General features: G+C 68.6%; 25 protein-coding genes and 1 pseudogene. 10 read left to right on the forward strand and 16 right to left on the reverse strand.

What is annotated here, in order from left to right; genetic code table 11:
* The 4 genes and pseudogenes from ACFQ36_RS09990 to ACFQ36_RS10005 all read left to right on the forward strand — a co-directional run.
* A pseudogene (locus tag ACFQ36_RS09990) lies at positions 1–215 on the forward strand (hypothetical protein); the annotation flags it as partial.
* Positions 212–1,234 (forward strand): AAA family ATPase, encoded by a 1,023-nt coding sequence (locus tag ACFQ36_RS09995; protein WP_377013159.1) that lies wholly within the window; start codon positions 212–214, stop codon positions 1,232–1,234. The pseudogene ACFQ36_RS09990 and the gene ACFQ36_RS09995, both read left to right, overlap by 4 nt.
* A gap of 20 nt (positions 1,235–1,254) precedes the next feature.
* Positions 1,255–2,547: a DUF58 domain-containing protein gene (locus tag ACFQ36_RS10000; RefSeq protein WP_377013161.1), complete on the forward strand. Its 1,293-nt coding sequence runs from the start codon at positions 1,255–1,257 to the stop codon at positions 2,545–2,547.
* Between the two features lie 11 nt (positions 2,548–2,558).
* The gene (locus ACFQ36_RS10005) at positions 2,559–3,191 is read left to right on the forward strand and encodes a DUF4166 domain-containing protein (protein WP_377013163.1); all 633 of its coding nucleotides are present in this window, start codon (positions 2,559–2,561) and stop codon (positions 3,189–3,191) included.
* On the opposite strand, the gene ACFQ36_RS10010 is transcribed toward ACFQ36_RS10005, so the two are convergent.
* From ACFQ36_RS10010 to ACFQ36_RS10025, 4 genes are all read right to left on the reverse strand, one after another.
* Positions 3,188–4,255, reverse strand: coding sequence for a hypothetical protein (locus ACFQ36_RS10010; RefSeq protein WP_377013165.1), 1,068 nt, complete (start codon positions 4,253–4,255; stop codon positions 3,188–3,190). The two genes, ACFQ36_RS10005 and ACFQ36_RS10010, sit on opposite strands and share 4 nt — an antisense overlap.
* On the reverse strand, positions 4,245–4,640 hold the full coding sequence (locus ACFQ36_RS10015) for a chorismate mutase (protein WP_377013166.1): 396 nt from the start codon (positions 4,638–4,640) through the stop codon (positions 4,245–4,247). The genes ACFQ36_RS10010 and ACFQ36_RS10015 overlap by 11 nt, the downstream gene beginning before the upstream one ends.
* Before the next feature lie 593 nt (positions 4,641–5,233).
* A complete protein-coding gene (gene mnmA / locus ACFQ36_RS10020) occupies positions 5,234–6,367 on the reverse strand; it encodes a tRNA 2-thiouridine(34) synthase MnmA (RefSeq protein ID WP_377013168.1) in 1,134 nt (377 codons plus the stop codon).
* A gap of 42 nt (positions 6,368–6,409) precedes the next feature.
* On the reverse strand, positions 6,410–7,633 hold the full coding sequence (locus tag ACFQ36_RS10025; protein WP_377013170.1) for a cysteine desulfurase family protein: 1,224 nt from the start codon (positions 7,631–7,633) through the stop codon (positions 6,410–6,412).
* Between the two features lie 398 nt (positions 7,634–8,031).
* Between ACFQ36_RS10025 and ACFQ36_RS10030 the strand changes: the two genes are divergently transcribed.
* The 6 genes from ACFQ36_RS10030 (at position 8,032) to ACFQ36_RS10055 (ending at position 13,165) form a co-directional block, all read left to right on the forward strand.
* Positions 8,032–9,255, forward strand: coding sequence for an NAD(P)/FAD-dependent oxidoreductase (locus tag ACFQ36_RS10030; RefSeq protein WP_377013172.1), 1,224 nt, complete (start codon positions 8,032–8,034; stop codon positions 9,253–9,255).
* A gap of 38 nt (positions 9,256–9,293) precedes the next feature.
* Positions 9,294–10,199, forward strand: coding sequence for a dihydropteroate synthase (gene folP, locus ACFQ36_RS10035; protein WP_377013207.1), 906 nt, complete (start codon positions 9,294–9,296; stop codon positions 10,197–10,199).
* Entirely contained in the window at positions 10,196–10,963 is a 768-nt protein-coding gene (locus ACFQ36_RS10040; RefSeq protein ID WP_377013174.1) for a pyrimidine reductase family protein, read from the forward strand. Before folP ends, ACFQ36_RS10040 begins: the two co-directional genes overlap by 4 nt.
* A gap of 104 nt (positions 10,964–11,067) precedes the next feature.
* The gene (locus ACFQ36_RS10045) at positions 11,068–12,000 is read left to right on the forward strand and encodes a J domain-containing protein (RefSeq protein ID WP_377013176.1); all 933 of its coding nucleotides are present in this window, start codon (positions 11,068–11,070) and stop codon (positions 11,998–12,000) included.
* 40 nt (positions 12,001–12,040) lie between these two features.
* On the forward strand, positions 12,041–12,508 hold the full coding sequence (locus tag ACFQ36_RS10050) for a tRNA (cytidine(34)-2'-O)-methyltransferase (RefSeq protein WP_377013178.1): 468 nt from the start codon (positions 12,041–12,043) through the stop codon (positions 12,506–12,508).
* 72 nt (positions 12,509–12,580) lie between these two features.
* A complete protein-coding gene (locus tag ACFQ36_RS10055; RefSeq protein ID WP_377013180.1) occupies positions 12,581–13,165 on the forward strand; it encodes an anti-sigma factor in 585 nt (194 codons plus the stop codon).
* Between the two features lie 51 nt (positions 13,166–13,216).
* Here ACFQ36_RS10055 and ACFQ36_RS10060 read toward each other — a convergent pair whose 3' ends face one another.
* The 12 genes from ACFQ36_RS10060 to ACFQ36_RS10115 all read right to left on the reverse strand — a co-directional run.
* Entirely contained in the window at positions 13,217–13,975 is a 759-nt protein-coding gene (locus ACFQ36_RS10060) for a PIG-L deacetylase family protein (protein WP_377013182.1), read from the reverse strand.
* A gap of 7 nt (positions 13,976–13,982) precedes the next feature.
* Positions 13,983–14,936 (reverse strand): electron transfer flavoprotein subunit alpha/FixB family protein, encoded by a 954-nt coding sequence (locus tag ACFQ36_RS10065; protein WP_377013184.1) that lies wholly within the window; start codon positions 14,934–14,936, stop codon positions 13,983–13,985.
* 13 nt (positions 14,937–14,949) lie between these two features.
* On the reverse strand, positions 14,950–15,759 hold the full coding sequence (locus ACFQ36_RS10070) for an electron transfer flavoprotein subunit beta/FixA family protein (protein WP_377013186.1): 810 nt from the start codon (positions 15,757–15,759) through the stop codon (positions 14,950–14,952).
* Between the two features lie 187 nt (positions 15,760–15,946).
* Entirely contained in the window at positions 15,947–16,732 is a 786-nt protein-coding gene (locus ACFQ36_RS10075) for a GvpL/GvpF family gas vesicle protein (RefSeq protein WP_377013188.1), read from the reverse strand.
* Positions 16,729–17,052 (reverse strand): gas vesicle protein K, encoded by a 324-nt coding sequence (locus ACFQ36_RS10080; RefSeq protein ID WP_377013190.1) that lies wholly within the window; start codon positions 17,050–17,052, stop codon positions 16,729–16,731. Before ACFQ36_RS10080 ends, ACFQ36_RS10075 begins: the two co-directional genes overlap by 4 nt.
* Entirely contained in the window at positions 17,036–18,046 is a 1,011-nt protein-coding gene (locus ACFQ36_RS10085; RefSeq protein WP_377013192.1) for a gas vesicle protein, read from the reverse strand. Before ACFQ36_RS10085 ends, ACFQ36_RS10080 begins: the two co-directional genes overlap by 17 nt.
* Complete coding sequence (gene gvpJ / locus ACFQ36_RS10090) at positions 18,047–18,484, reverse strand: gas vesicle protein GvpJ (RefSeq protein WP_377013194.1); 438 nt, start codon at positions 18,482–18,484, stop codon at positions 18,047–18,049.
* Positions 18,485–18,624: 140 nt separating this feature from the next.
* A complete protein-coding gene (locus tag ACFQ36_RS10095) occupies positions 18,625–19,125 on the reverse strand; it encodes a gas vesicle protein (RefSeq protein WP_377013196.1) in 501 nt (166 codons plus the stop codon).
* A 5-nt stretch (positions 19,126–19,130) separates the two neighbouring features.
* Entirely contained in the window at positions 19,131–19,379 is a 249-nt protein-coding gene (locus ACFQ36_RS10100) for a gas vesicle protein GvpG (RefSeq protein ID WP_377013198.1), read from the reverse strand.
* A 2-nt stretch (positions 19,380–19,381) separates the two neighbouring features.
* Positions 19,382–20,137: a GvpL/GvpF family gas vesicle protein gene (locus ACFQ36_RS10105; RefSeq protein ID WP_377013200.1), complete on the reverse strand. Its 756-nt coding sequence runs from the start codon at positions 20,135–20,137 to the stop codon at positions 19,382–19,384.
* Positions 20,134–20,550, reverse strand: a complete 417-nt coding sequence (gene gvpJ / locus ACFQ36_RS10110; RefSeq protein ID WP_377013202.1) for a gas vesicle protein GvpJ — start codon at positions 20,548–20,550, stop codon at positions 20,134–20,136. Before gvpJ (ACFQ36_RS10110) ends, ACFQ36_RS10105 begins: the two co-directional genes overlap by 4 nt.
* Before the next feature lie 85 nt (positions 20,551–20,635).
* The coding region (locus ACFQ36_RS10115) for a hypothetical protein (RefSeq protein ID WP_377013204.1) at positions 20,636–20,816 on the reverse strand (181 nt) is incomplete at its 5' end.

The raw sequence follows: 20,816 nt of genomic DNA on the forward strand, positions 1-20,816 counted from the left end.
TGCGGCTGGGCCCACGGGCCGACGCCGCCGCCGTCGTCCATGCCACCATCACCGCACTGGACGCCGCGGCCGCCCCGCCGTCCGGGGCCGCGGCCCGGTACACTCCGGCCCGGATCGACCAGCTGCTGCGCACCCACACCCCCGGCACCGAATCCCAGCTGGCCGGCTGGGCGCAGGATCTGCAGGCCCTAGAGAAAGAGGTAATCCACCGATGAGCGAGCAGCACCACTCCAATCCGCAGCTCGAAGCACCCTGGGAAGATGCCGCGGATGCCGCCGGCGGGGCGAACCGGCCCCGGCAAGCACTGCTCGATGTCCGCACCGAGGTGGCCAAGGCCGTGGTGGGCCAGGATGCGACCGTGACCGGCCTGCTGATCGCCCTGCTCTCGAATGGGCATGTGCTGCTCGAAGGCGTGCCCGGCGTGGCCAAGACCCTGCTGGTGCGCACGCTCTCGGCCGCCCTGAGCCTGCAGACCAAACGGATCCAGTTCACCGCGGACCTGATGCCGGGCGATGTCACCGGCTCGCTCGTCTATGACACGCACACGGCCGAATTCACCTTCCGGGAGGGACCGGTCTTCACCAACATCCTGCTCGCGGACGAGATCAACCGTACTCCGCCGAAGACCCAGGCCTCGCTGCTGGAGGCGATGGAGGAACGCCAGGTCTCCGCGGACGGCGTTTCCCGGAAACTACCCGAACCCTTTATTGTCGCCGCCACGCAGAACCCCGTCGAGTACGAGGGCACCTACCCGCTGCCGGAGGCGCAGCTGGACCGTTTCCTGCTCAAGCTGACCATGCCGCTGCCCGAACGCGACGCGGAGATCGAAATCATCCGGCGCCACAGCCTCGGCTTCAATCCGCGCGACCTCGCCGCCGCCGGGGTGCGGCCGGCCGCGTCCGCCGCTGACCTGGCCCTGGCCCGGGCCGAGGTCGCCCGCGTGGCCATTTCGCCCGAGGTGCTCGCCTACATCGTGGACATTGTCCGCGCCACCCGGTCCGCCCCGTCCTTCCAGCTGGGCGTCTCGCCCCGCGGTGCCACCGCGCTGCTGAACACCTCCAAGGCCTGGGCCTGGCTCACCGGGCGCAGCTTCGTCACCCCGGACGACGTCAAGGCCCTGACCCTGCCGGCACTGCGCCACCGGGTGCTGCTGCGGCCGGAGGCCCAGATGGACGGCGTCCAGGCCGACGACGTGCTGCAGAACATCCTGGCCACCGTGCCGGTGCCGCGCTGACGGCCGCCGCTGGAGCTTCGATGGCACTGACCGGACGGTTCATTCTGCTGGCGCTGGCCGGCGCGATTCCGCTGCTGCTCTTCCCTTCGGGCACGACGGCGCTGTGGTGGCTGCTGCTGCTGGCCGCCGTCCTGGGCGCCGACCTGCTGCTGGCCGCCTCCCCGCGCCGGGTGCTTATCCGCCGGTCGCTGCCTGCCAGCGTCCGGTTGGGCGAGGACTGCACGGCCCGGATCGAACTGACCAACACCGGCAGGCGCGCCCTGCGGGCCCGGGTCCGGGACGGTTGGCAGCCCTCGGCCGGAGCCGCGGACCCGGTGCAGCAGCTGTGCGTGCCGGCCGGAGAACGCCGGATCATGCCCGTCCGGCTGCGGCCGCAGCGGCGCGGGGACCTGTTGGCCCACCACGTCGCGGTCCGCTCCTTCGGGCCGCTGGGCATGGCTGCCCGGCAGCGCACCCTGGCCGCACCAGGTGTGCTGCGCGTGCTCCCGGCCTTCCACGCCAAGCGCCACCTGCCCTCAAAGCTGCGTAAGCTGCGCGAACTCGACGGCAAGGCGGCCGTGCAGATCCGCGGCGCCGGAACCGAATTCGACTCGCTGCGGGACTACGTGCGCGGCGACGACGTGCGCTCCATCGATTGGCGGGCCACCGCCAGGCGGCAGACCGTCGTCGTGCGCACCTGGCGGCCGGAACGGGACCGCCGCGTCGTGATCGTGCTGGACACCTCCCGAACCTCCGCCGCCCGGATCGAGGACGAACCGCGGCTCGACACCGGCATCGAGGCGGCCCTGCTGCTGGCGGTGCTGGCCGAACACGGCGGGGACCGGGTGGATTTTTTGGCCTTCGACCGGCGGGTGCGGGCCCGGGTCAAGTCCTCCGACAAGTCCAATATGCTCAACCAGCTGGTCACGGCGATGGCCCCTTTGGACTCCGAGCTGATCGAAACGGACTGGAGCCAGGTCCCCGCCCAGGTCCGGGCCGTCGCTTCGCACCGCTCGCTGGTGGTGCTGCTTACCGCGCTGGACTCGGGGGCCGCCGAGGAGGGGCTGCTGCCCGTGCTGGCCCAGCTGACCGCCAAACACATGGTGGTGGTGGCCTCGGTCCGGGACCCCTACCTGGACGAACTGCGGCAGATGCGCGGGACGGCCACCGAAACCTTCCGCGCCGCTGCCGCCGAACGCGCGTTGCTGGAGCGCTCTGCCGTGACAGCCGCAATCCGCCAGCTGGGGGCCGAGGTGGTTGACGCCACACCGCACGAACTGCCGCCGGCGCTGGCCGACAAATATATCCAGCTCAAGGCCGCCGGCCGGCTTTAGGAGGCAGGACCGTGTCCGTTTACCGGCTGGCGATGGGGGCCGCATTCGCCCGGCTGCAGCCCGAACTGCAGGAATACTTCAGCCTGGATCCGTCCGGGACCCATGCCGTCGGAACCGGAACCGGCATGTTCGACGTCGCCGGCTGTCCACTTCCGGCGCTGCGGCCGCTGCTGCGGCTGACCGGGCGGGACCGCTCGCTGTTCCCGGAATACCAGCGCAATGTCCCATTCAGCATCGTGAACCGGGCGCATCCGGATGCCGCCGGACGGCCGGCCCTGACCGCCGTCAGGACGGTGGGTTTTGCCGGCCGGACGCGCATCATGGAGGACACCACTTCGTGGGATCCGTCCCGGGGCGTGCTGCTCAACCGGCTGGGCCGCAGCGGACTGCTTGCGACAGACCTGGAATGCAGCGTCGGCACCGGCGGCCGAATGCGCCTGGTATCCCGCCGTGCCCGGCTGCTGGCCGGCCCATGGTTCCTGCCATTGCCCCGGCTGCTGGAGGCCGTTGCGTTCACGGAACAATGGTGGGACCGGGCCGAGGGCCGGTTCAGGATCCGCACCAAGGTCATCCAGCGCCAACTGGGCACGGTGCTCGAATACGAGGGCACTTTCAGCTACCAGCCCGGGAGCGGGACACCCTAGGCTTCGGCGACCACTTGGTTGAGGGCGTCCGCCAACTGTCCCAGCCGGGTCAAGACCTGCCGGGCGGCGGCCAGCGAATGCCCGGCCAGACCGGTGGACGGGGTGATGCGCAGCTGCGGCAGGCTGGCCTCGGGCAGGCCCAATTGGCGCCACGGACGCAGCACGGACTCCACGAGCTGTTTGACCTGGGGTACCTGCGCGGCCGGATTGGCGGTGTCCACGGCGCCCAGCCAGATCCTGCGGTCCGCCTCGACGGCAGCCGCGATGGCTTCCCAGCGGCGCGTATCCAGGCCGGCCGCCGGCACGGCGAAACCGTCCGCATCGACGCCGGCGACCGCCTCGATCGCCGCATCGGCAGCGGGAACGGCCAGCACGATCTCAGCGGCCCCGGCCTCGCGCAGCGCGTCAATCACCGCCTGCCAGGCCTGTGCGACCTCGGGGCCGGGAATGGAGCGCAGCGTGCGGTAGCCGCTGGCGGTCGGAATGGAGCCGGCGAGCACCCTGTCGATTTCCGGCTCGTCAAGCTGGACCACCAGCTGCGTTCCGGCTGGAACAGACCCGGCCACCCTGGCCAGGTGCTCCGCGGCGCCGGCGGCCAGCGACTGGGCAATGTCCCGGCGGGCACCGGCATCGAGCAGCGCCCGCTCGCCGGTATGCAGATAGAGATTGGCAGCCAGGGACAGCGGGCCGCGCAGCTGCAGCTTCAGCTGCCAGCCCGGGTCCTCCTCCGCCCCGACCACGTCGGCCAGGACATTCAGGTCCGTGGCCAGTGCGGCAACGGCCCGGCGCTGGTCTTGGCCGGGGCGGTCCACCAGCCGCCAGCCGTGCGGCTGGACGTCCACGGCCAGTTCGACCAGCATCCCGGCGGTACGCCCCACCGGGTCCGAGCCGATCCCGCGGTCCGGCAGTTCCACCAGGTGCGGCAGGTTCGGTTCGCCCAGCTCGCCGCGGACCGTGCGGGCCGCTTCCACCGGGTCCGTTCCGGGCCAGCTGCCCAGCGCCGTGGCAGCGACGACGGAAGGGCGTTCCGGCCTGGCCCCGGCCGCGGATGCCTCAGCGGCCACTCGTCGGTTCCCCGACGTGGTCCGCGGCGGAACCGTGGTTTTCGGCGATCGCCTGGTGGTGGCGGATCACCTCGGAAATGATGAAGTTCAGGAACTTCTCCGCGAAGGCCGGATCCAGGTGGGCCTCCTCGGCCAACCGGCGCAGGCGCTCGATCTGGGCCGTTTCCCGGTCCGGGTCCGCCGCGGGCAGCTTGTGCCGGGCCTTCAGGTAGCCCACGCGCTGGGTCGCCTTGAACCGTTCGGCCAGCAGATAGACCAAAGTCGCGTCGATGTTGTCGATACTGCCCCGTACGGCAAGGAGCTCGTCCATCACCTCCGGGGTCACCTGCCCCGAGAGAGAACTGGCTGAGGGATCGAAGGGATCGGCGGCGTGCGGTTCAGTCATGCGTCCAGTCTATTGTTTCGCCGGGCCCCGGTGCGCAAGGGCCTGCCTTGTGTGAAGCTGCCCCGCAGACGGCCACCCCGCCCGGAGAACCTCACGCTCCCCGTTCTTCACCACGGCCGGTGCGCTCGCGGCGATCGTGCTCTCCGCCGGCCCTCCCGGCCGAAGGCACCTTTCGACGAACCTTCGGCCGCGGCGGGGCGGGCTGGGAATCGACGGGAGGGCATTTGGCGGCAAGGGCGGCCACCACGCGCCTGACATTGTCCGGAGTCATCTCCATCGTCGCTCACCTTCCCTGGCCGTCTCTGACGGCCACTCCATCGAGGGAACTCCTTGGCAGGAACAGTACGGCTTGCTGCTGACAAAATAGCCAGTGGCTTCCCGGCTGCCGCCACAGCCGAATTGGCACCGGTCAAAACAGCGGCCCTGCAGCCGGGAAGGCGACGGCGGGAATCCCGTTCCCGCCGGGCTTAAGGCACAGGCGGCAACCGGCGCGCTTCCGCCAGGGGTAAATGGCACGGCTGATGGGCAGCTGGAAGCCCGGGCCGGCGTCCCTCACTGCGGGACGGGACCACGCCCCGATACGGGTGCGTGTGTCAGGAGACCCGCGCCGGATTCCAGCCCAGGGAGCGTGCCGAATCAATGGTGGCCTGTCCCAGCACCCGGGTGCCCTGGTACAGCACCATCGTCTGGCCGGGGGCGACACCGCGCATCGGCTCCACCAGCGTCAGCGCCAGCTGCTGCCGGCTGCCGTCGAGTTCCACCCGGGCCCGGGCCGGCACCGGGTCCCCGTGGGCGCGGACCTGGACCATGCAGTCGAACTCGGATCCCGCCCCCACCGCGGGGATGGGCAGCCCGGCCCAGGACACTTTGATTCCGCGCAGCTGGTCCACCGCCAGCAGCGCCTCGGGTCCCACCACGACCTTGTTCTCCTTGGGCCGGATCTCCAGCACAAAACGGGGCTTGCCGTCGGCGGCCGGACGGCCCAGCTTCAGGCCGCGGCGCTGGCCCACGGTGAAGGCGTTGGCGCCGTCGTGGCCGCCCACCACCGCACCGGTTTCATCCACGATTTCGCCGGGCTGCATTTCAATCTTCTCGGCCAGCCAGCCGCGGGTATCGCCGTCGGCGATGAAGCAGATGTCATGGCTGTCCGGCTTGTTCGCCACGGACAGGCCGCGGCGTGCCGCCTCGGCACGGACTTCGGCCTTGGACGGGGTGTCGGCCAGCGGGAACATCGAATGCTTGAGCTGCTCATGCGTCAGGACGCCGAGGACATAGGACTGGTCCTTGGCCCAGTCCGCCGCCCGGTGCAGTTCCCGGTTGCCGTGTTCGTCCTCGATGACCTTGGCATAGTGGCCGGTACAGACGGCATCGAACCCCAGCGCGAGGGCCTTTTCCAGCAGGGCGGCGAACTTGATCCGCTCGTTGCAGCGCATGCACGGATTCGGGGTGCGCCCGGCGGCGTATTCGGCGATGAAATCATCGACCACGTCTTCCTTGAACCGCTCGGAAAAATCCCAGACATAGTAGGGAATGCCCAGGATGTCGCAGGCGCGCCAGGCGTCCCGGGAATCCTCGATGGTGCAGCAGCCGCGGCTGCCGGTCCGCAGCGTTCCGGGCATGCGGGACAGCGCCAGGTGCACCCCGACGACGTCGTGGCCGGCGTCCACGGCACGCGCTGCCGCCACGGCCGAATCCACGCCGCCGCTCATCGCTGCCAGTACCTTCATAACCAATCCTCGTGTTCTCGTAGACGTTCCGCCGTTGTACCGCTACAGGTGCTGCGTACCGGCGGTCCGGATGCTGGAGGCATGGCCGGCCATGCCAGCCTTCCGGGCCCGCGCGTAGGCTTCCGGCAACGCGGCCACCAGTGCTTCAACGTCGGACTCCGTCGAAGTATGCCCGAGGCTGAACCGCTGCGCCCCCCGGGCCTGCTCCTCGGTCAGCCCCATCGCCAGCAGCACATGCGACGGACGGGGAACCCCGGCGGTGCAGGCCGAGCCGGTGGAAGACTCAATCCCCGCCAGGTCCAGCAGGAACAGCAGCGAATCCCCCTCGCAGCCGGGGAAGGTGAAATGTGCGTTGCCCGGCAGGCGCAGGCCGGCCAGTTCCGGATCCGGCGTGCCCCGCAGCACTGCTTCGGGAACAGCGCCGACGACACCCGCGATCAGCTTTTCCCGCAGCCTCGCCAGCCGCGGCCCCTCCTCGGGCAGATGCCCGACGGCGGCTTCCGCTGCTGCGGCCAGGGCCGCGATCGACGGCGTGTCCAAGGTGCCCGAGCGGATCTCCCGCTCCTGGCCGCCGCCATGCAGCACCGGCGTCAGCTTCACCGCGCGGCCCACCAGCAGCGCCCCGACACCTACCGGGCCGCCGATCTTGTGGCCGCTGATGGCCATCGTGGCCAGCCCGGATCCGGCAAAGGACAGCGGCAGCGAGCCGAAGGCCTGCACCGCGTCCGAATGCATCGGAATGCCGTATTCGTTGGCAAGCCTGGCGATTTCGGCCACCGGCTGCACCGAACCGACTTCGTTGTTGGCCCACATCACGGTGACCAGGGCAACGGCACCGGGATCGGAGGCGATCTCGGCACGCACGGCGTCCACGGACACCACGCCGTAATCGTCCACCGGCAGCCAGCACACCTCGGCGCCGTCGTGCCGTTGAAGCCATTCGACCGTATCCAGCACCGCATGGTGCTCCACCGGGGAGCAGATGATCTTCCGCCGCCGCTGGTCCTCGTTCCGCCGGGACCAGTACAGCCCCTTGACGGCGAGGTTGTCCGCCTCGGTACCGCCGGAGGTGAAAACCACCTCGGAAGGGTGGGCACCGACGGCCGCGGCAATCACCTCGCGGGCTTCCTCCACCACCCGGCGGGCACGCCGGCCGGAGCCGTGCAGGGAGGAAGGGTTTCCGCAGCGGCTGAGTTCACGGGTGAGTGCGGCCAGGGCCTGCGCCGAAATGGGCGTGGTCGCCGCGTGGTCAAGATACACGGGCACACGGTTATTTTACCGTCCGGGCGACAGCGGCTTGAACCGCAGGGCTTCCCTCCCACCGAAGGACGCCAAGCGGGGCCGACACTGCCGGCGATGTCGATCCGCCCGGATTGGGCGGCGGCTCCACGGACGGACGAAGTCACAGTGCCGGACGGGTGCCCCGCACCAAGGCGGTGCGGCAGGCGGCGTTCCCGGGATCAGCCACAATTCCGGAGGGAACAGCCTGGCCTGCTGCAGCCGTCTCCGCACCGGCGTCGCCCGGTGCCCCGGGTCCGAAGTTGGCGGATATGCGTGCGGCCTGCTGTTTCCACAGCGGCCGTTCGGGCCCGTTGACTTGCACCGGGTCCGTTCCTATGGTCGGAGCAGGGACCGCGGCGGCAGTTCCGGACAAGGAACGCATCATGAGCTCGAACCACATCATCATTGCCGGTGCAGGGCTGGCCGGCGCGACCGCGGCGAAGACCTTGCGGGAGGAGGGCTTCGAAGGCAAACTCACCCTGGTCGGGGCCGAGCCGCACTACCCGTACCTGCGACCGCCGCTGTCCAAGGCCTTCCTTGCGGGCAAGGAATCTGCCGAGGACGGCCGCATCGAAGCTCCCGCTTGGTACGACGAACAGGACGTCGACGTCAAGCTGGGCGAATCCGTCGAGTTCATCGATACCGCCGCGCATACGGCAACACTCTCCCGCGGCGGCTCGCTGGCCTACTCAAAGTTCCTGGTTGCCACCGGCGCCCTTCCGCGCCGGCTGGATATCCCGGGCTCGTCGCTGGAGGGGGTCCGTTACCTGCGCACCATCGACGACAGCCGCTCGCTGCGCGAGGCCCTGGCCGGCGGCAACCGGCGGCTCGTGGTCATCGGCCTGGGCTGGATCGGGATGGAAGTGGCGGCGACGGCGCGGCAGCTGGGCCACGAGGTGACCGTGGTGGGCCCGGGCGGGATCCCGCTGGCCACTGCGCTCGGACCGCGGATCGGCTCGCTGTTCACCGACAGGCACCGGGCCGAAGGCGTCAGCTTCCGCACCGGCCGCAGGCCCGCCGAAATTGCCGGGGCCGGGGGCCGGGCGGCCGCCGTCGTGCTCGACGATGGCGAACGTCTGGAGGCCGACCTGGTGCTGGCAGCCATCGGCGCCGTGCCGAACACGGCACTGGCGGCAGCCTCCGGCCTGGCCCTCTCGCAGGGGATCGATACCGACCGCTCGCTGCTGACCTCCGCCACGGATGTCTATGCGGCAGGGGATGTGGCCAATGCCTTCCATCCGGTCCTCGGCGCACGGCTGCGCAGCGAGCACTGGGCCAATGCGATCGCCCAAGGCAAGACGGCGGCGAAGGCCATGCTTGGCCAGGACGCGGTCAATGACGATATCCCCTATTTCTACACGGACCAGTTCGATATCGGGATGGAATACTCGGGCTTCTTCCCCTGGGCCACGGGCGAGCCGGTGTTCCGCGGGAATCCGGCGGAACTGGAATTCATCGCGTTCTGGCTGCGGGATTCGAAGGTGGTGGCTGGTATGAATGTAAATGTCTGGGATGTGCAGGACGCCATCCAGGACCTCATCCGTTCCGGGCGCAGTGTCAGCGCCGCGGAGCTGTCCGACCCGGCCAAGGAGTTGACCAGCCTGTGACAGTACCTGCCGCCGACGAGGGCCTTTCCGGCGCCTTCATGCCCGTCCTGCGGCATCCGGTCCATGCGTTCGGGAGCCGGCAGATCGACTTCAGCCGGCAGGTGGCCCTGATGGCAATCATCAACCGGACACCGGATTCGTTCTACGACGGCGGCCGCACCTTCGCGCTCGACGCCGCGGTAGGGGCCGCGCTGCAGGCGGTGGACGACGGCGCTGACTGGGTGGACGTCGGCGGCGTTCCCTTTGCGCCCGGTCCGGCGTTGCCGGCGGCCGAGGAAGCGGAGCGGATCGTGCCGGTCATCGAGGCCGTCCGGGCCGCCTCGGACGTGGTCATCTCGGCGGATACCTACCTGCCCGAGGTCGCCGCGGCCGCCATCAAGGCCGGCGCCAACGTCATCAACGACACCACCGGACTGCAGGATAAGGATATGGCCGCGGTGGTCGCCGACGCCGGCGTCCACCTGGTGATCACCCATTCCCTGGCGGCGCCGCGGACCGTCTACCCGCGGCCGCAGTACCAGGACGTGGTCAAGGAAGTTGCCCATTTCCTGCGCCGAAAGGTGGACCTGGCCGTCGAGCTGGGCATCCCTGCGGAAAAGATCATCATCGACCCCGGCCACGACCTGAACAAGAACACACTGCATTCGCTGGAAATCACCCGCCGCTTCGCCGAAATCGCCGCCTTGGGCTTCCCCGCGCTGGCGGCCGTGTCCAACAAGGACTTCATCGGGGAGACGCTCAACCAGCCGAAGCAGGACCGACTGGCGGGGTCACTGGCTGCGGCCGTGATGTGCATCATGAACGGTGCCCGCATCGTCCGCATGCACAGTATTCCCGAGTCCAGTTCCGCGGTCCGGCTGGCCGAGGCGGCCTTGGGCTGGCGGCTGCCCGCCTACCTCAAGCACAACATGGGCGAGATCAACGAGCCTGCAGGGCAGGCATGAGCGGCTCCGGCCGCCTGCGCCCGATCAACCGCGTATTTCCTGACGCCGTCCGGGACGCCACGGACGAACAGCTGCTGGAGTGGTATTCGGTGCCGGACCGCGGGACCGCGTGGGTACGGTTCAACTTTGTCTCCAGCCTCGACGGTGCGGCCACCCATGAAGGCCGCGCCGGCGGCTTGGGCGACGCCGTCGACCAACACGTTTTCACGCTGCTGCGGCGACAGGCTGACGTGATCCTGGTCGGTGCCGGGACGGTCCGGGCGGAGGGCTACGCCGGTTCGCTGCTCGCCGAGGCGGACCGCCGCTGGCGCAGCGATCGAGGCCTGCCCGCACACCCTGCGGTCGCGGTGGTCTCCGGGTCCCTGAACCTGGACCCCGACAGCGGGTTCTTCGCACAGGCGCCGGTACGGCCGCTGCTGCTGGCCTCGGCCGGGGCCGATGCCGGACGGCGCCGGGCGCTGGCGGAGGTGGCCGATCTCGTCGACACCGGCACGGAGCCGGCGCGGATGGTGGCGGCGCTGGCCGAACGCGGCCACCACAGCATCCACAGCGAGGGCGGGCCCGTGCTGTTCGGCGCCTTCCAGGCCGCAGGACTGGTGGACGAGCTGTGCCTGACGCTCTCTCCGGTGCTCGCCGGCGGCACCGGAAAGCGGATTGCGGACGGGGTGCCCGAGCATGCGCTCCAGAACATGCAGCTGGTGCACATCCTCGAATCCGGCGGCATGCTGCTGCTGCGCTACACGGCTGCCCGGCCCGGCACCTGAGCGCTTCGGCGTCTTCCGGGGCGGTGCCGGCGGAACCGGCGCGGGGGCGCAGACGTTGAATTCTTCAGAGCCGGCCGACAGTCCCTGCATGGAAAGGCACCTGTGTGACTCCCCCCTCCCATTACGAGATCCTGGGAGTGCCCACGAACGCCACCGAGCGCCAGATCAAGGCAGCCTACCGAAAGGCGGCCCGGGCCACCCATCCCGACCGTGGTGGCGATGCGGCCCACTTCCACGAGGTCACCCTGGCCTACGAGGTCCTCAGCGACCCGCAGGCGCGAAGGCTGTACGACCGATCCTACGGAGGCACCGGCCAGGTCTCCCGCACGGCGTCCCCGTCCGACGCATATTCCGCGAGACCTGACTTTGCCACCCCGACCAGGGGGCCCGGGGACCGGGCCGCCGGCTCCATGCCGGCGGCCTATGTACCGTCCTACGACTCCGCCGAGGCGTCCACCACGGTGCCGCTGTCGGTCGCCCGGCAGCAGATCCACGGGGTGCCGCGCAAGCGCGGGATCTTCGGTGCCGCCGCCCGGCTGCAACGCGAGGCCCGCACCGTTGCACTGCTATCCCAGCAGATCCTGACCAACATGCCGTCGGCCCGGCTGGTCAACGGGCTGCACGCCCCGGGCGAGCACGGCTATATCGACCATGCCCTGCTTGCGGGCTACCGCCTGGCCCTGATCGACTCGATGCTGCTGCCCAGGGGCATTTTCAGGTGGGACGGGCGCACCCTGTACAAGGACGGCCGGGTGGTGGAACCGCCGCGGCTGGCTCCGGCGGTTCGACGCATGCAGGACCTCTTCCCGGAACTGAATGTGCAGGGCTGGATCGTTATCCACAGCTCCGACGGTAACCTGCACGAACCCGTAATCGACTACGCGCGCGGCTACGATCCCGGCGGCTACGGGCCGGTCCACGTGGTCAATGCGGCGCGGCTGGTCCGCGAGCTCAAGCAGTTCCTCTCCTCCGGTCCCGCGCCGAACACCGTCCATGTCCCGTCCCTGGCGCGGCTGCTGGCGGGCATGCACCGGTAGCGTTCCAGGGGCGGCCTGGCCGGGACATAAGATGGAAGCCGTGTTCCGCATCCTCTTCTACACTCCCGAGATCCCCGGAAATACCGGAAATGCCATCCGCCTGGCCGCCGTCACCGGTGCCGAGCTGCATCTGGTGGAACCGCTGGGCTTCACCTTCGAAAACGCCAAGCTGCGGCGGGCCGGGCTGGACTACCACGACCTCGCCGTCGTGCACGTCCACAAGACCCTCGAGGATGCATGGCAGGTGCTGCAGCCGGACAACGTCTACGCCTTCACCTCGGAGGGGGAACGCTCCTACACGGACATCAGCTACCTCCCGGGCGATGTCCTGATGTTCGGACCTGAGTCCGTGGGCCTGCCCGAGTCCGTCAAGCAGGACCTGCACGTGACGGCACGGGTGCGGCTGCCGATGCTGCCGTCCCTGCGGTCCCTGAACCTGGCCAACTCCGCCTCCATTGCCGTCTACGAAGCCTGGCGGCAGCACGGTTTCGCCGGCGCCAGGCCCTAGGCCGGACCCGGGCCGCGCCCGGAGCCGCATCCTCCAACACACGGCCACGCCGCGCCCGTATGCTGGGCATATATGGAAACGCCAGCAACACCGGACAAGAACAACGCACGACCCGGGGACGGGCAATCCTCCGGCCCGGAACAGGACTTCGACAACTCGGTTCTGCACGCAGACCAGCTCACATCGGACAACGACGACGGCGCCCCGGGACGGCCAACAACCGCGGCCGTGAAGTGGTTGCTCGCCGTGGTGGCCGTCATCGTCCTGGCTGTCGGCGGATTCACCCTCTTCCGGACCCTCGACGGTTCCACCGAGGAGGCCGTCCGCCGGGCCCCGGACCTTGCCAGCAGCTCCGTGCAGGCTCCCGGCGGCACCGCCTCGGTGGAGGTTTCACGCAGCCGGAACGCCGCCGTCGTCGGCTTCCAAGGCCTGACGCCGCCGGGTCGGAACGAGGTCTACCAGCTGTGGAAGGTGCCGGCCGACGGCTCCGCCCCGGTCTCCGCCGGCATGCTCGGCGAGGAGAACATCTCCGGCGCCAAACCTGCGGTCATTGAGAACATTGCCGGTTACAAGGTCCTGGCCGCCACGCTGGAACCGCGCGGCGGCTCACAGTCGCCGACCCTGCCCTTCGCGGTCACCATCCCGCTCAAGAAATAAGAAACCGGCACGGGGCCCTTCCCGGCGCGCCGCGAAGGGCCCCGTGCACTCCTAAAAGCCGGCGAAGGTATCGGGCGTATTGATGCCGACGACGTGGAACACCTCGGCGCTGCGGCCCTGCCCCAGTCCGCAGCGCTGCGCATTGTCCAGCAGGTGCCGCCGGACGGTGGCTTCCATCCGGGCCAGGTCCGGATGCTGGCTGGCATGGATCCGGAGAGCTGCCAGCTTGGCATCCACCTGGTCCGTCACGTCCACGAAATGGTTGTCCCGTTCCCTCGGACCGCCATAGAACCACAGATAGGGCACCTTATACGCGGTCAGCCCCGCCTCGGCCAGGTCCGGGTACGCGTAGGGGTTCTCCGCCGCGGGATAGACCGCACGGGTCACCGCCTCGCCGCAGGCCAGATGGTCCGGGTGGCTCTTCTGGATCCGGTCCCAGGCGCGCTCCGGATGCATGGCCATGACCACATCCGGACGGATTTCGCGGATCAGTCCCGCCACCAGCTTGATGACCTCGTGGCTGGCTTCCAGGTAGCCGTCCCGCTGACCCAGGAAGCGGATATCCTCCACCCCAACGATCCCCGCGGCCGCTGCCTGCTCACGCGCCCGCATCTCGATGATGCCGGCACGGTGCGACTCGTCGAAGCCGCCGGCATCGCCGTCGGTCATGATGCAGTAGGTGACCTTGACGCCCGCGGCGGTCCACCGGGCAATGGTGCCGGCGGCACCAAAGTCGACATCGTCCGGATGCGCGGCGAAGACCAGCACCTGCCTGACGCCTGCTGCGGGATTGAAACCGCTGTTTTCCACCGGTTGCCTAACCCTTCCGCTTCCTGATTTCCGCGGCGGCCTGGGGCAGCACCTTGAAGAGGTCGCCGACGACGCCGAAGTCCGCGATCTCGAAGACCGGGGAATCCGCGTCCTTGTTCACGGCCACGATGACCTGGGCCGTCTGCATGCCGGCCTTCTGCTGGATGGCGCCGGAAATGCCTGCCGAGATGTACAGCTGCGGCGAGACGGTCTTGCCGGTCTGGCCGATCTGGGCCGAATGCTCGATCCAGCCTGCGTCCGTGGCAGCCCGCGAGGCACCGACGGCGCCGCCGAGGGCGTCGGCCAGTTCCTCGATCGGTCCGAAGTCCCCGTCCGTGCCGCGGCCGCCGGCCACGATCACCCGGGCCTCTTCCAGATCCGGGCGCCCGGTGGCCGGCCTGGCGGCACGCCCGGTGATCCGGGCGGCCGGGCCGGGATCGCCCGGGTCGACCTCGACTACGGCCGGCATTCCGTCCGCGGAGCCGGCCGCGGCCTCGATGCTGTTGGGTTTGACGGTGATGACCGGCGTGCCGACGGTCACCTTGGCGGTCACGGTGTAGGCGCCGGCGAGTACGTTCTTGGTCACGGTCAGGTCCGGGTCCACCGCCACCGCGTCGGTGATCACGCCCGAGGAGAGCCTGATGCCCAGCCGGGCGGCAATTTCCTTGCCTTCGGTGGTGTTCTCCAACAGTACGGCGGCCGGGGCCGCCTCGCCTGCCGCATTGGCCAGGAAGGCGGCTTTGGGAGCCACGAGGCTGTCCTCCAGCTCAGCGGCCGGACGGTACACGGCGGTCACGCCGTGGCTGCCCAGTTCTGTCAGCAGGGTGCCGTCGGACGGGCCGGTAACGGCCGCCACGGGTTCGCCCAGGGATGCCGCCAGCGTCAGCAACTCGCGATGCGCCTTATGGAGGGGGCCGGCCGGGGTGTCGATGAATACCAGGATCCTTGATGTCTGAGCCATGTCCGGTGTCCTCCTAAAGCAGCTTCCGCGAGGCAAGGAAATCCACGAGCCTGATCCCTGCGTCACCCTCGTCCGTGATGATGGTGCCCTGGCTGCGCGGCGGCCGGGGCTCTGCGGCCAGCACCGTGGTCCAGGCTCCAGCCAAGCCGACCTGTGCGGCATCCAGGCCCAGGTCGGCCAGGGTCAGCTCGGTCACCTTCTTCTTCTTGGCCGCGATGATGCCCTTGAAGTTCGGGTAACGGGGCTCGTTGATCTGGTCCGTCACGGACACGAGAGCCGGCAGCGGCGCCTGCACGGTTTCCGACTGCGGGCCGGCGTCGCGCCGGGCAGTCACCATACCGCCGTCGATCTCCAGCGAGGCAGCAAAGGTGACCTGCGGCAGTCCCAGCCGTTCCGCCAGCTGAGCCGGGACCAGGGAGGTCTCGCCGTCCGTGGAGGCCATGCCGGTGATCACCAGGTCCACCGGGCCGAGGCTCCTGATGGCTGCCGCGAGGGCCAGCGAGGTGCCGGCCGCATCCGAACCGGCGAGCGCGTCATCAACCAGATGCACGCCGTCGGTGGCGCCCAACTGCAGGGCCTTCTTGACGGCATTGACGGCCGCGGCCGGCCCCATGGTCAGGGCGGTCACCGCGTTCCCCGCCTTCGCGCCGCCGCGGGCTTCGATTAGCTGCAGCGCGGTCTCAACCGCGTACTCGTCCAGTTCCGACAGGATACTCTCGGACCGGTCAATGGTGTGGGCCCCGCCGCCCAAGTGCCGGTCGAACTGGGTATCCGGCACATACTTGACCAGGACCACAATGTTCAATGTGGCTGCATCGTGCATCGTTGCGTGTCTTCCTTCCGCGGTCTTGCGCAGGCTGCAAACGTAGCTAACCTTACCGGTAGGAAGCTGGGAACCGGGATTCGTTCCCGTCCGACGGGCGCAACAACACTTGTTGCCAGGGACGGATGCCGATGCTCCTGCCCGGGCGTTTGCCGTCGCCCCTGCCGGCCGACCACGAAGGCGGCGGTTATTCCGGGTTCAGCTCAGGTACATCAGCAAAGGAATACGGGGGCCACGGGCCCAGGAACCGGATCTGCGCAGCGTGTTGTTCCTCGCTGATGGAGGTCAGTTCGCGGCCGACTTCCGCTACCCCGTCCCTGGCTACCAGCAGGGCGACGGTGAGCACTGATACGGAATCCGGGGGCTGGTGGGCGCGCCGGTTCTCGGCAAGGTCCTCGGACAAGGCGGCCAGGCGGCGGCGGTACTGGGGATAAAGCCGGTCCGCCAGTTGTTCGGCGATGCCGCGTTCGATGTTGTCCAGCCGCTTCCGCAGCAGCCGCTGTACCCCTGCCGGCCGCTGCTGCATCTCCTCCCGCAGGGCAGCTACCTGGACATCATGCCCGGCGGCCACGTGCTGGTCCAGTGAGATTTCCACCCGCAACTCCACCCGGTCCCTGAGCGCGTCGAGCCGCCCGGCGAGTGCCGGGCCGGATGCCCCCAGCCACCGGACGAGACGGTCCGAGGCCGAGACGCCGTCACCGGGCGCAACAATGACGTTGAAGCTCATCGGCAGTACCGTTCCCGCCTGCTCCCAGCAGCGTTCGACCACGTTGCCGTGTTCCAGCACCCAGCGTTGGACGTCGGCATCGGATCCGCTGTAGGGGGCCGAGCGGTGTTCGTGCACGACGGCGGCCGGTCCGTCCGCCGCGGCCACCAGCTTGAGCGGGGCGGCGTCAATGCCTGTTCCAAGCGCAGTCTCGGGAACAGAGGCGGGGATCACGGCGTAGACATACAGGCCCGGGGAATCCCTCATCGGATGGCTTTGCCCCGTTCCCGGGCCCAGCGCTCGGGGTTGATGAGTTTGTCCACGACCTCGTCAACGACCTCGTCCAAGCCGCGGCGCAGATCCGCCACGGAGCCGGTTATGCCATGGTCTTTCTTGATCTGCTCCATGGCCATGTCCAGCTCCAGCAGCGCGTTGCCCAGGCGCTCCTGTTCCTCGTCGGTCAGGTCCCCGCCTTCGAGCCGGCGCACGGCCTGGTTCTCGAGCGCCTCCTGGATGACTTCGACAAGCGTTACCACGAGGGTCAGGATGCCGTTCTTCAGGTTGTCCTCGTCAACTTTCAGCGTCATCATCAACCTCCGGCACGCCTGTATGCCTGCGGTCCGCGCCGCTCACACCCCGCAGCAGCATTGCCCACTGTTCCACTCTCCGGCCGGCAACGCGGAATGTTCCTTCGGCCGTACCTAGGATCAGAATAGAGGAATTTCCCGCCGGCGCATCTGCCTCTTCCATGCCGACCGCCGTGATTTCTTCGGGTTGCAGCCGGATTGCCGGGCGGCGGTCGCCGGGGTCCTGCCAAGTGAATCCCTCCCGGGAGTCATACCTGCCCGCGCCGCTGCGCCATACGGGGCCGGCAGCGCGGATCTCCTGGTACCAGAGGTCACCCTTGAACAACAGTGTGTCCGGCTCCTCGGCGCTGTCCCCGGCAGGGCTGCTGCCGGAGCTGTCCGGTCCCGACGTGCCGGGGCCGGTTTCCAAGCTACCTTGCCGGGCGTTGCGCACCAGGTCCTTGAGCCGCCCCGGTTCGGCCGCAGCCAAAAGCGCAGTGGCACCGTCATTGGTCCGCACCAGCAGCCGGGTGCGGGCTTCCCCACCCACGGAGGGCTCTGTACGCAGGTCCGTGCCGGCTATCTCGCCCAGGGCCGCCTGCCACAGGACCTCCTGCGGGTCCCGCCGGTAGACAATCAGCCTCTCGGTGGTGAGGTAGATGCTGCCATGCCGCCAGGTGGCGGCGGCACTGTACGGGTCCTGCCAGTAGTACCCCCCGGCCATCCTGGCCACGACGTCTTCCCCCTCATGCAGCGACACCTGGCGGGACACGGAATCCCGGACCCAGGCGCGGGTGCGTTCGTCCCAGGCCTCCATCATGCCGTACTCGAGCATCGTCTCCATGCCGGCGATGGCAGCGCGCAGGCTAATGCCAATCAGCGGGATGTCGGCCACGGTGATGACCAGGTCCAAGTCCAGGTAAACGCCCTTGTTCAGCAGGGCATCAACCAGCTCCGACAAGGTCGCCTGGGGGTCCCGCGTGGGCTGCATGGCCTCATCATGGCCCGTTCCCATTTATTCTTCGGCCTGTATCTGGCTGTCCTCGGGACCCCCGCTGTCGCCGGAGGCGTCGTCCGGCGGGCTGATCCGGGTCCTTGCGCCCTCGGCGCCGGAGCTATTTGCCGCGAGGGCGCGGGCACTCTTCCATCCGCACCACGGGCAGGAATCGTTCAGCAACTCCTCCACGGGAACCCTCTTGCCGCATTCGGGGCAGGCCTCCTTCTCCTCGGTCGCCTCCTTCCAGGCGAGGGTGCCGCGGTCGGTGCCGGCCGGGAATTCCAGTCCGTAGCGGGCGGCGGTTTCAAACGATGCCAGGGCGGCACGGATGCGGATACCGAGGAGTTCAACCCCGGCTACGGAAACCATGATGTCGGCATTGATCACGAGGCCCTTGTCGAGCAAAGTCTCGATGACGTGCGTGAGCGTTCCTTCCCCGCTGCGCTGCGGTTCCATGATCTGGCCGCGGGGCGTGCCCGGAACAAGACGCCCTTGTCCCGACGGTCCGCCGGCGTTGCTCAGAGTCATGTTTGCCTCGTACGATCTGGGAAGCCTTCCTTCGAACTGTATCCTGCCTGGTTCTGCCGGAAGCCCGGTTAGTCCCCCCGCGGGCGGCCGCGAACATAGCGCGAGCCGCGGGAATAGGACACAAGCTCGCCGTCTCTGTCCAGGACCACCTCGTATTCGGCCAGCAGGTCGCTGGTGGCCGGAACGTACCGGCTTTCCACCACTTCCACCACCACGGTCCAGCCGCCGTCATCGTTCTTCCCGATGGCGACGATGCCTTCGGCCTCCCGGTTCGTCAACATCTCCAGCTGGGACATGGCTGCCCGCGCCGCCTTCACGGCGCTGATCCTGGTGCCGTCCCGGCCCGGATGATGCTGCGTTGCGCCGTGATCCCCGGTCCCGCCCTCGGCGTCGTCACGGGGCTGACGGGCTTCGGACGGCCTGCCGCCGGTGGCTCCGGACCCGGGTCCGGAGCCACCGGGACGGCTTTCCACGGATTTGCGGGATTCGGGCCTGCGGGCCGGTTTCTCTCCGCCGTCTTCGCTCCCGGGCGGGGGTGGTTTCCTGGTGGCACCCTGCTCCTCGGCCATGCCGGCTACCCCTCCCGCCGCGGACGCCTGTTGGCTTCGATCAGCCGTCCTACCAGTTCCTGTTCCAAGGCGTTGGCTTCCTCTGCCGAGATGGTACCTGCTTCTTTCGCTTCGGCCACCTCCTCGAGCTTACGGCGGATGATTCCGGGGTCGTAGTACTGGCGCTCTGCCTCCTCGAGCACGCGTTCGGCAATCCAGCCGACACCGCGGACCGGTGCCAGCGGCAGGCCAAGCAACGCGGAGAAGAAGCCCACGCCTAAACCTCTCCCACAAAGTCATAGGGCGCCTGCGGACCCAGCAGCCGGAAGGTGATCCGTCCGGCGGAATTCCTTGCCAGGTTCCCGACTTCCCGCTCGAATTGTTCCTGGGAACCACGATCCACCAAGGCCGCCAGTTCGACGACGTCGTCAGCTTGGCTGGCTTCCCGGGTGACCGTTTCCCGGGCCAGGGGAGCCAGCGCGTTGACGATGGCCGTGGAATCACTGGAGGCCTTCCGCCGGAGGTCTTCGACAACCAGCTCACCGAGCCGGACCCGGTCAAAGTGGGAGGCTTCCTCGCTCACACCGGCGGTGGCTTCGCGCAACCTGGCAACCTCAGGATTATCGGAGACGATCTCGGCAAGCACCACGTCACGCACGTAGCGCGCCCGGACGGTAAACTGCGCCGCATTCCCGATGCGGCGCAGACCGGCGTCGTAGGAATCCTGCATCGAGGGCAGGACTTCGTCCGTGAGCACGTCCGAATCGGGCACGACGGTACCGAAGACCATCGGCAGCACCGGCCCGGCTGCAGCAATCGCGTCCAATACTGCGCTGTGGGCCAACAAGTCCTCCGGGGTGCCAAGGGATTCGACGTCCCCGACCGGTGTCACCACCGCCGCATAGTCACCGGCGACGACCACGTCCACCGGTTCGCCCCTCACACCGGATAGTCCCGGCGGAATTGCAGAACCCGCTGGGACTATCCCGTACACATATTGATCCGGCATTTGGTTAATCTGGTCCTCTTTCATTCCGACTTACTGGATTCCGGTCGGCTGGCCAACTTCTGGCGGGGACGTTCCTCCGCCCGGCGTTCGCGGTCATCATCGCTGCCGGTCAGCGCGTCCTTCACGCCCGAGAGCAGTCCGCTGGTCTTCCCCTTGGCGCCGCCTCGGTTCAGGCCTTCCATCACTTCCGGGAGGTCCTTGCCGTGCTGGTAGAGGTCCAGGCGGTTCGTGGCCTCCGCAAAACGCAGGTAGGTGTCCACGCTGGCAATGACAACGCGCGCATCAATGGTGAGGATTTCAATGCCGACCAGAGAGACACGGACGTACGCGTCAATCACCAGTCCTTTGTCAAGGATGATATTCAGGACGTCTGCCAGAGAACTCGATTGCGGGCGGTCAATGGATCCGCCGCCCCGTTGGTGAGCAATGCTGGTCATTGTTGTACCTACTCCTTGGGTGAAGCAGCTCCCGTGTTCGGGGCTTTCTTACTTCCCGCCTCGCCGGCCCCGGAATCAGCTTTCCTCAGCGCCGCCGCGGGGCTGGCTGCTCTTCTTCTTCGGGCACCTCCTCCTCGTAGCCTTCCTCTTCGGCCTCCGGGGCGCCTTCCTCCTCGTAGCCTTCCTCTTCGGCCTCCGGGGCGCCTTCCTCCTCGTAGCCTTCCTCTTCGGCCTCCGGGGCGCCTTCCTCCTCGTAGCCTTCCTCT

This window comes from Arthrobacter sp. GCM10027362, from assembly GCF_042679445.1.
GTDB lineage: Bacteria > Actinomycetota > Actinomycetes > Actinomycetales > Micrococcaceae > Crystallibacter.

Excerpts from the sequence above, each read along its gene's own strand:
- ACFQ36_RS10030 (WP_377013172.1), top strand. The coding sequence starts at position 8,032 with ATGAGCTCGAACCACATCATCATTGCCGGTGCAGGGCTGGCCGGCGCG.
- ACFQ36_RS10085 (WP_377013192.1), bottom strand. The coding sequence starts at position 18,046 with ATGGGAACGGGCCATGATGAGGCCATGCAGCCCACGCGGGACCCCCAG.
- ACFQ36_RS10080 (WP_377013190.1), bottom strand. The coding sequence starts at position 17,052 with ATGACGCTGAAAGTTGACGAGGACAACCTGAAGAACGGCATCCTGACC.
- ACFQ36_RS10075 (WP_377013188.1), bottom strand. The coding sequence starts at position 16,732 with ATGAGGGATTCCCCGGGCCTGTATGTCTACGCCGTGATCCCCGCCTCT.
- gvpJ (WP_377013202.1), bottom strand. The coding sequence starts at position 20,550 with ATGACCAGCATTGCTCACCAACGGGGCGGCGGATCCATTGACCGCCCG.
- ACFQ36_RS10055 (WP_377013180.1), top strand. The coding sequence starts at position 12,581 with ATGGAAACGCCAGCAACACCGGACAAGAACAACGCACGACCCGGGGAC.
- ACFQ36_RS09995 (WP_377013159.1), top strand. The coding sequence starts at position 212 with ATGAGCGAGCAGCACCACTCCAATCCGCAGCTCGAAGCACCCTGGGAA.
- folP (WP_377013207.1), top strand. The coding sequence starts at position 9,294 with ATGCCCGTCCTGCGGCATCCGGTCCATGCGTTCGGGAGCCGGCAGATC.
- mnmA (WP_377013168.1), bottom strand. The coding sequence starts at position 6,367 with ATGAAGGTACTGGCAGCGATGAGCGGCGGCGTGGATTCGGCCGTGGCG.
- ACFQ36_RS10095 (WP_377013196.1), bottom strand. The coding sequence starts at position 19,125 with ATGGCCGAGGAGCAGGGTGCCACCAGGAAACCACCCCCGCCCGGGAGC.
- ACFQ36_RS10040 (WP_377013174.1), top strand. The coding sequence starts at position 10,196 with ATGAGCGGCTCCGGCCGCCTGCGCCCGATCAACCGCGTATTTCCTGAC.
- ACFQ36_RS10105 (WP_377013200.1), bottom strand. The coding sequence starts at position 20,137 with ATGAAAGAGGACCAGATTAACCAAATGCCGGATCAATATGTGTACGGG.
- gvpJ (WP_377013194.1), bottom strand. The coding sequence starts at position 18,484 with ATGGAACCGCAGCGCAGCGGGGAAGGAACGCTCACGCACGTCATCGAG.
- ACFQ36_RS10065 (WP_377013184.1), bottom strand. The coding sequence starts at position 14,936 with ATGGCTCAGACATCAAGGATCCTGGTATTCATCGACACCCCGGCCGGC.
- ACFQ36_RS10000 (WP_377013161.1), top strand. The coding sequence starts at position 1,255 with ATGGCACTGACCGGACGGTTCATTCTGCTGGCGCTGGCCGGCGCGATT.
- ACFQ36_RS10070 (WP_377013186.1), bottom strand. The coding sequence starts at position 15,759 with ATGCACGATGCAGCCACATTGAACATTGTGGTCCTGGTCAAGTATGTG.
- ACFQ36_RS10015 (WP_377013166.1), bottom strand. The coding sequence starts at position 4,640 with ATGACTGAACCGCACGCCGCCGATCCCTTCGATCCCTCAGCCAGTTCT.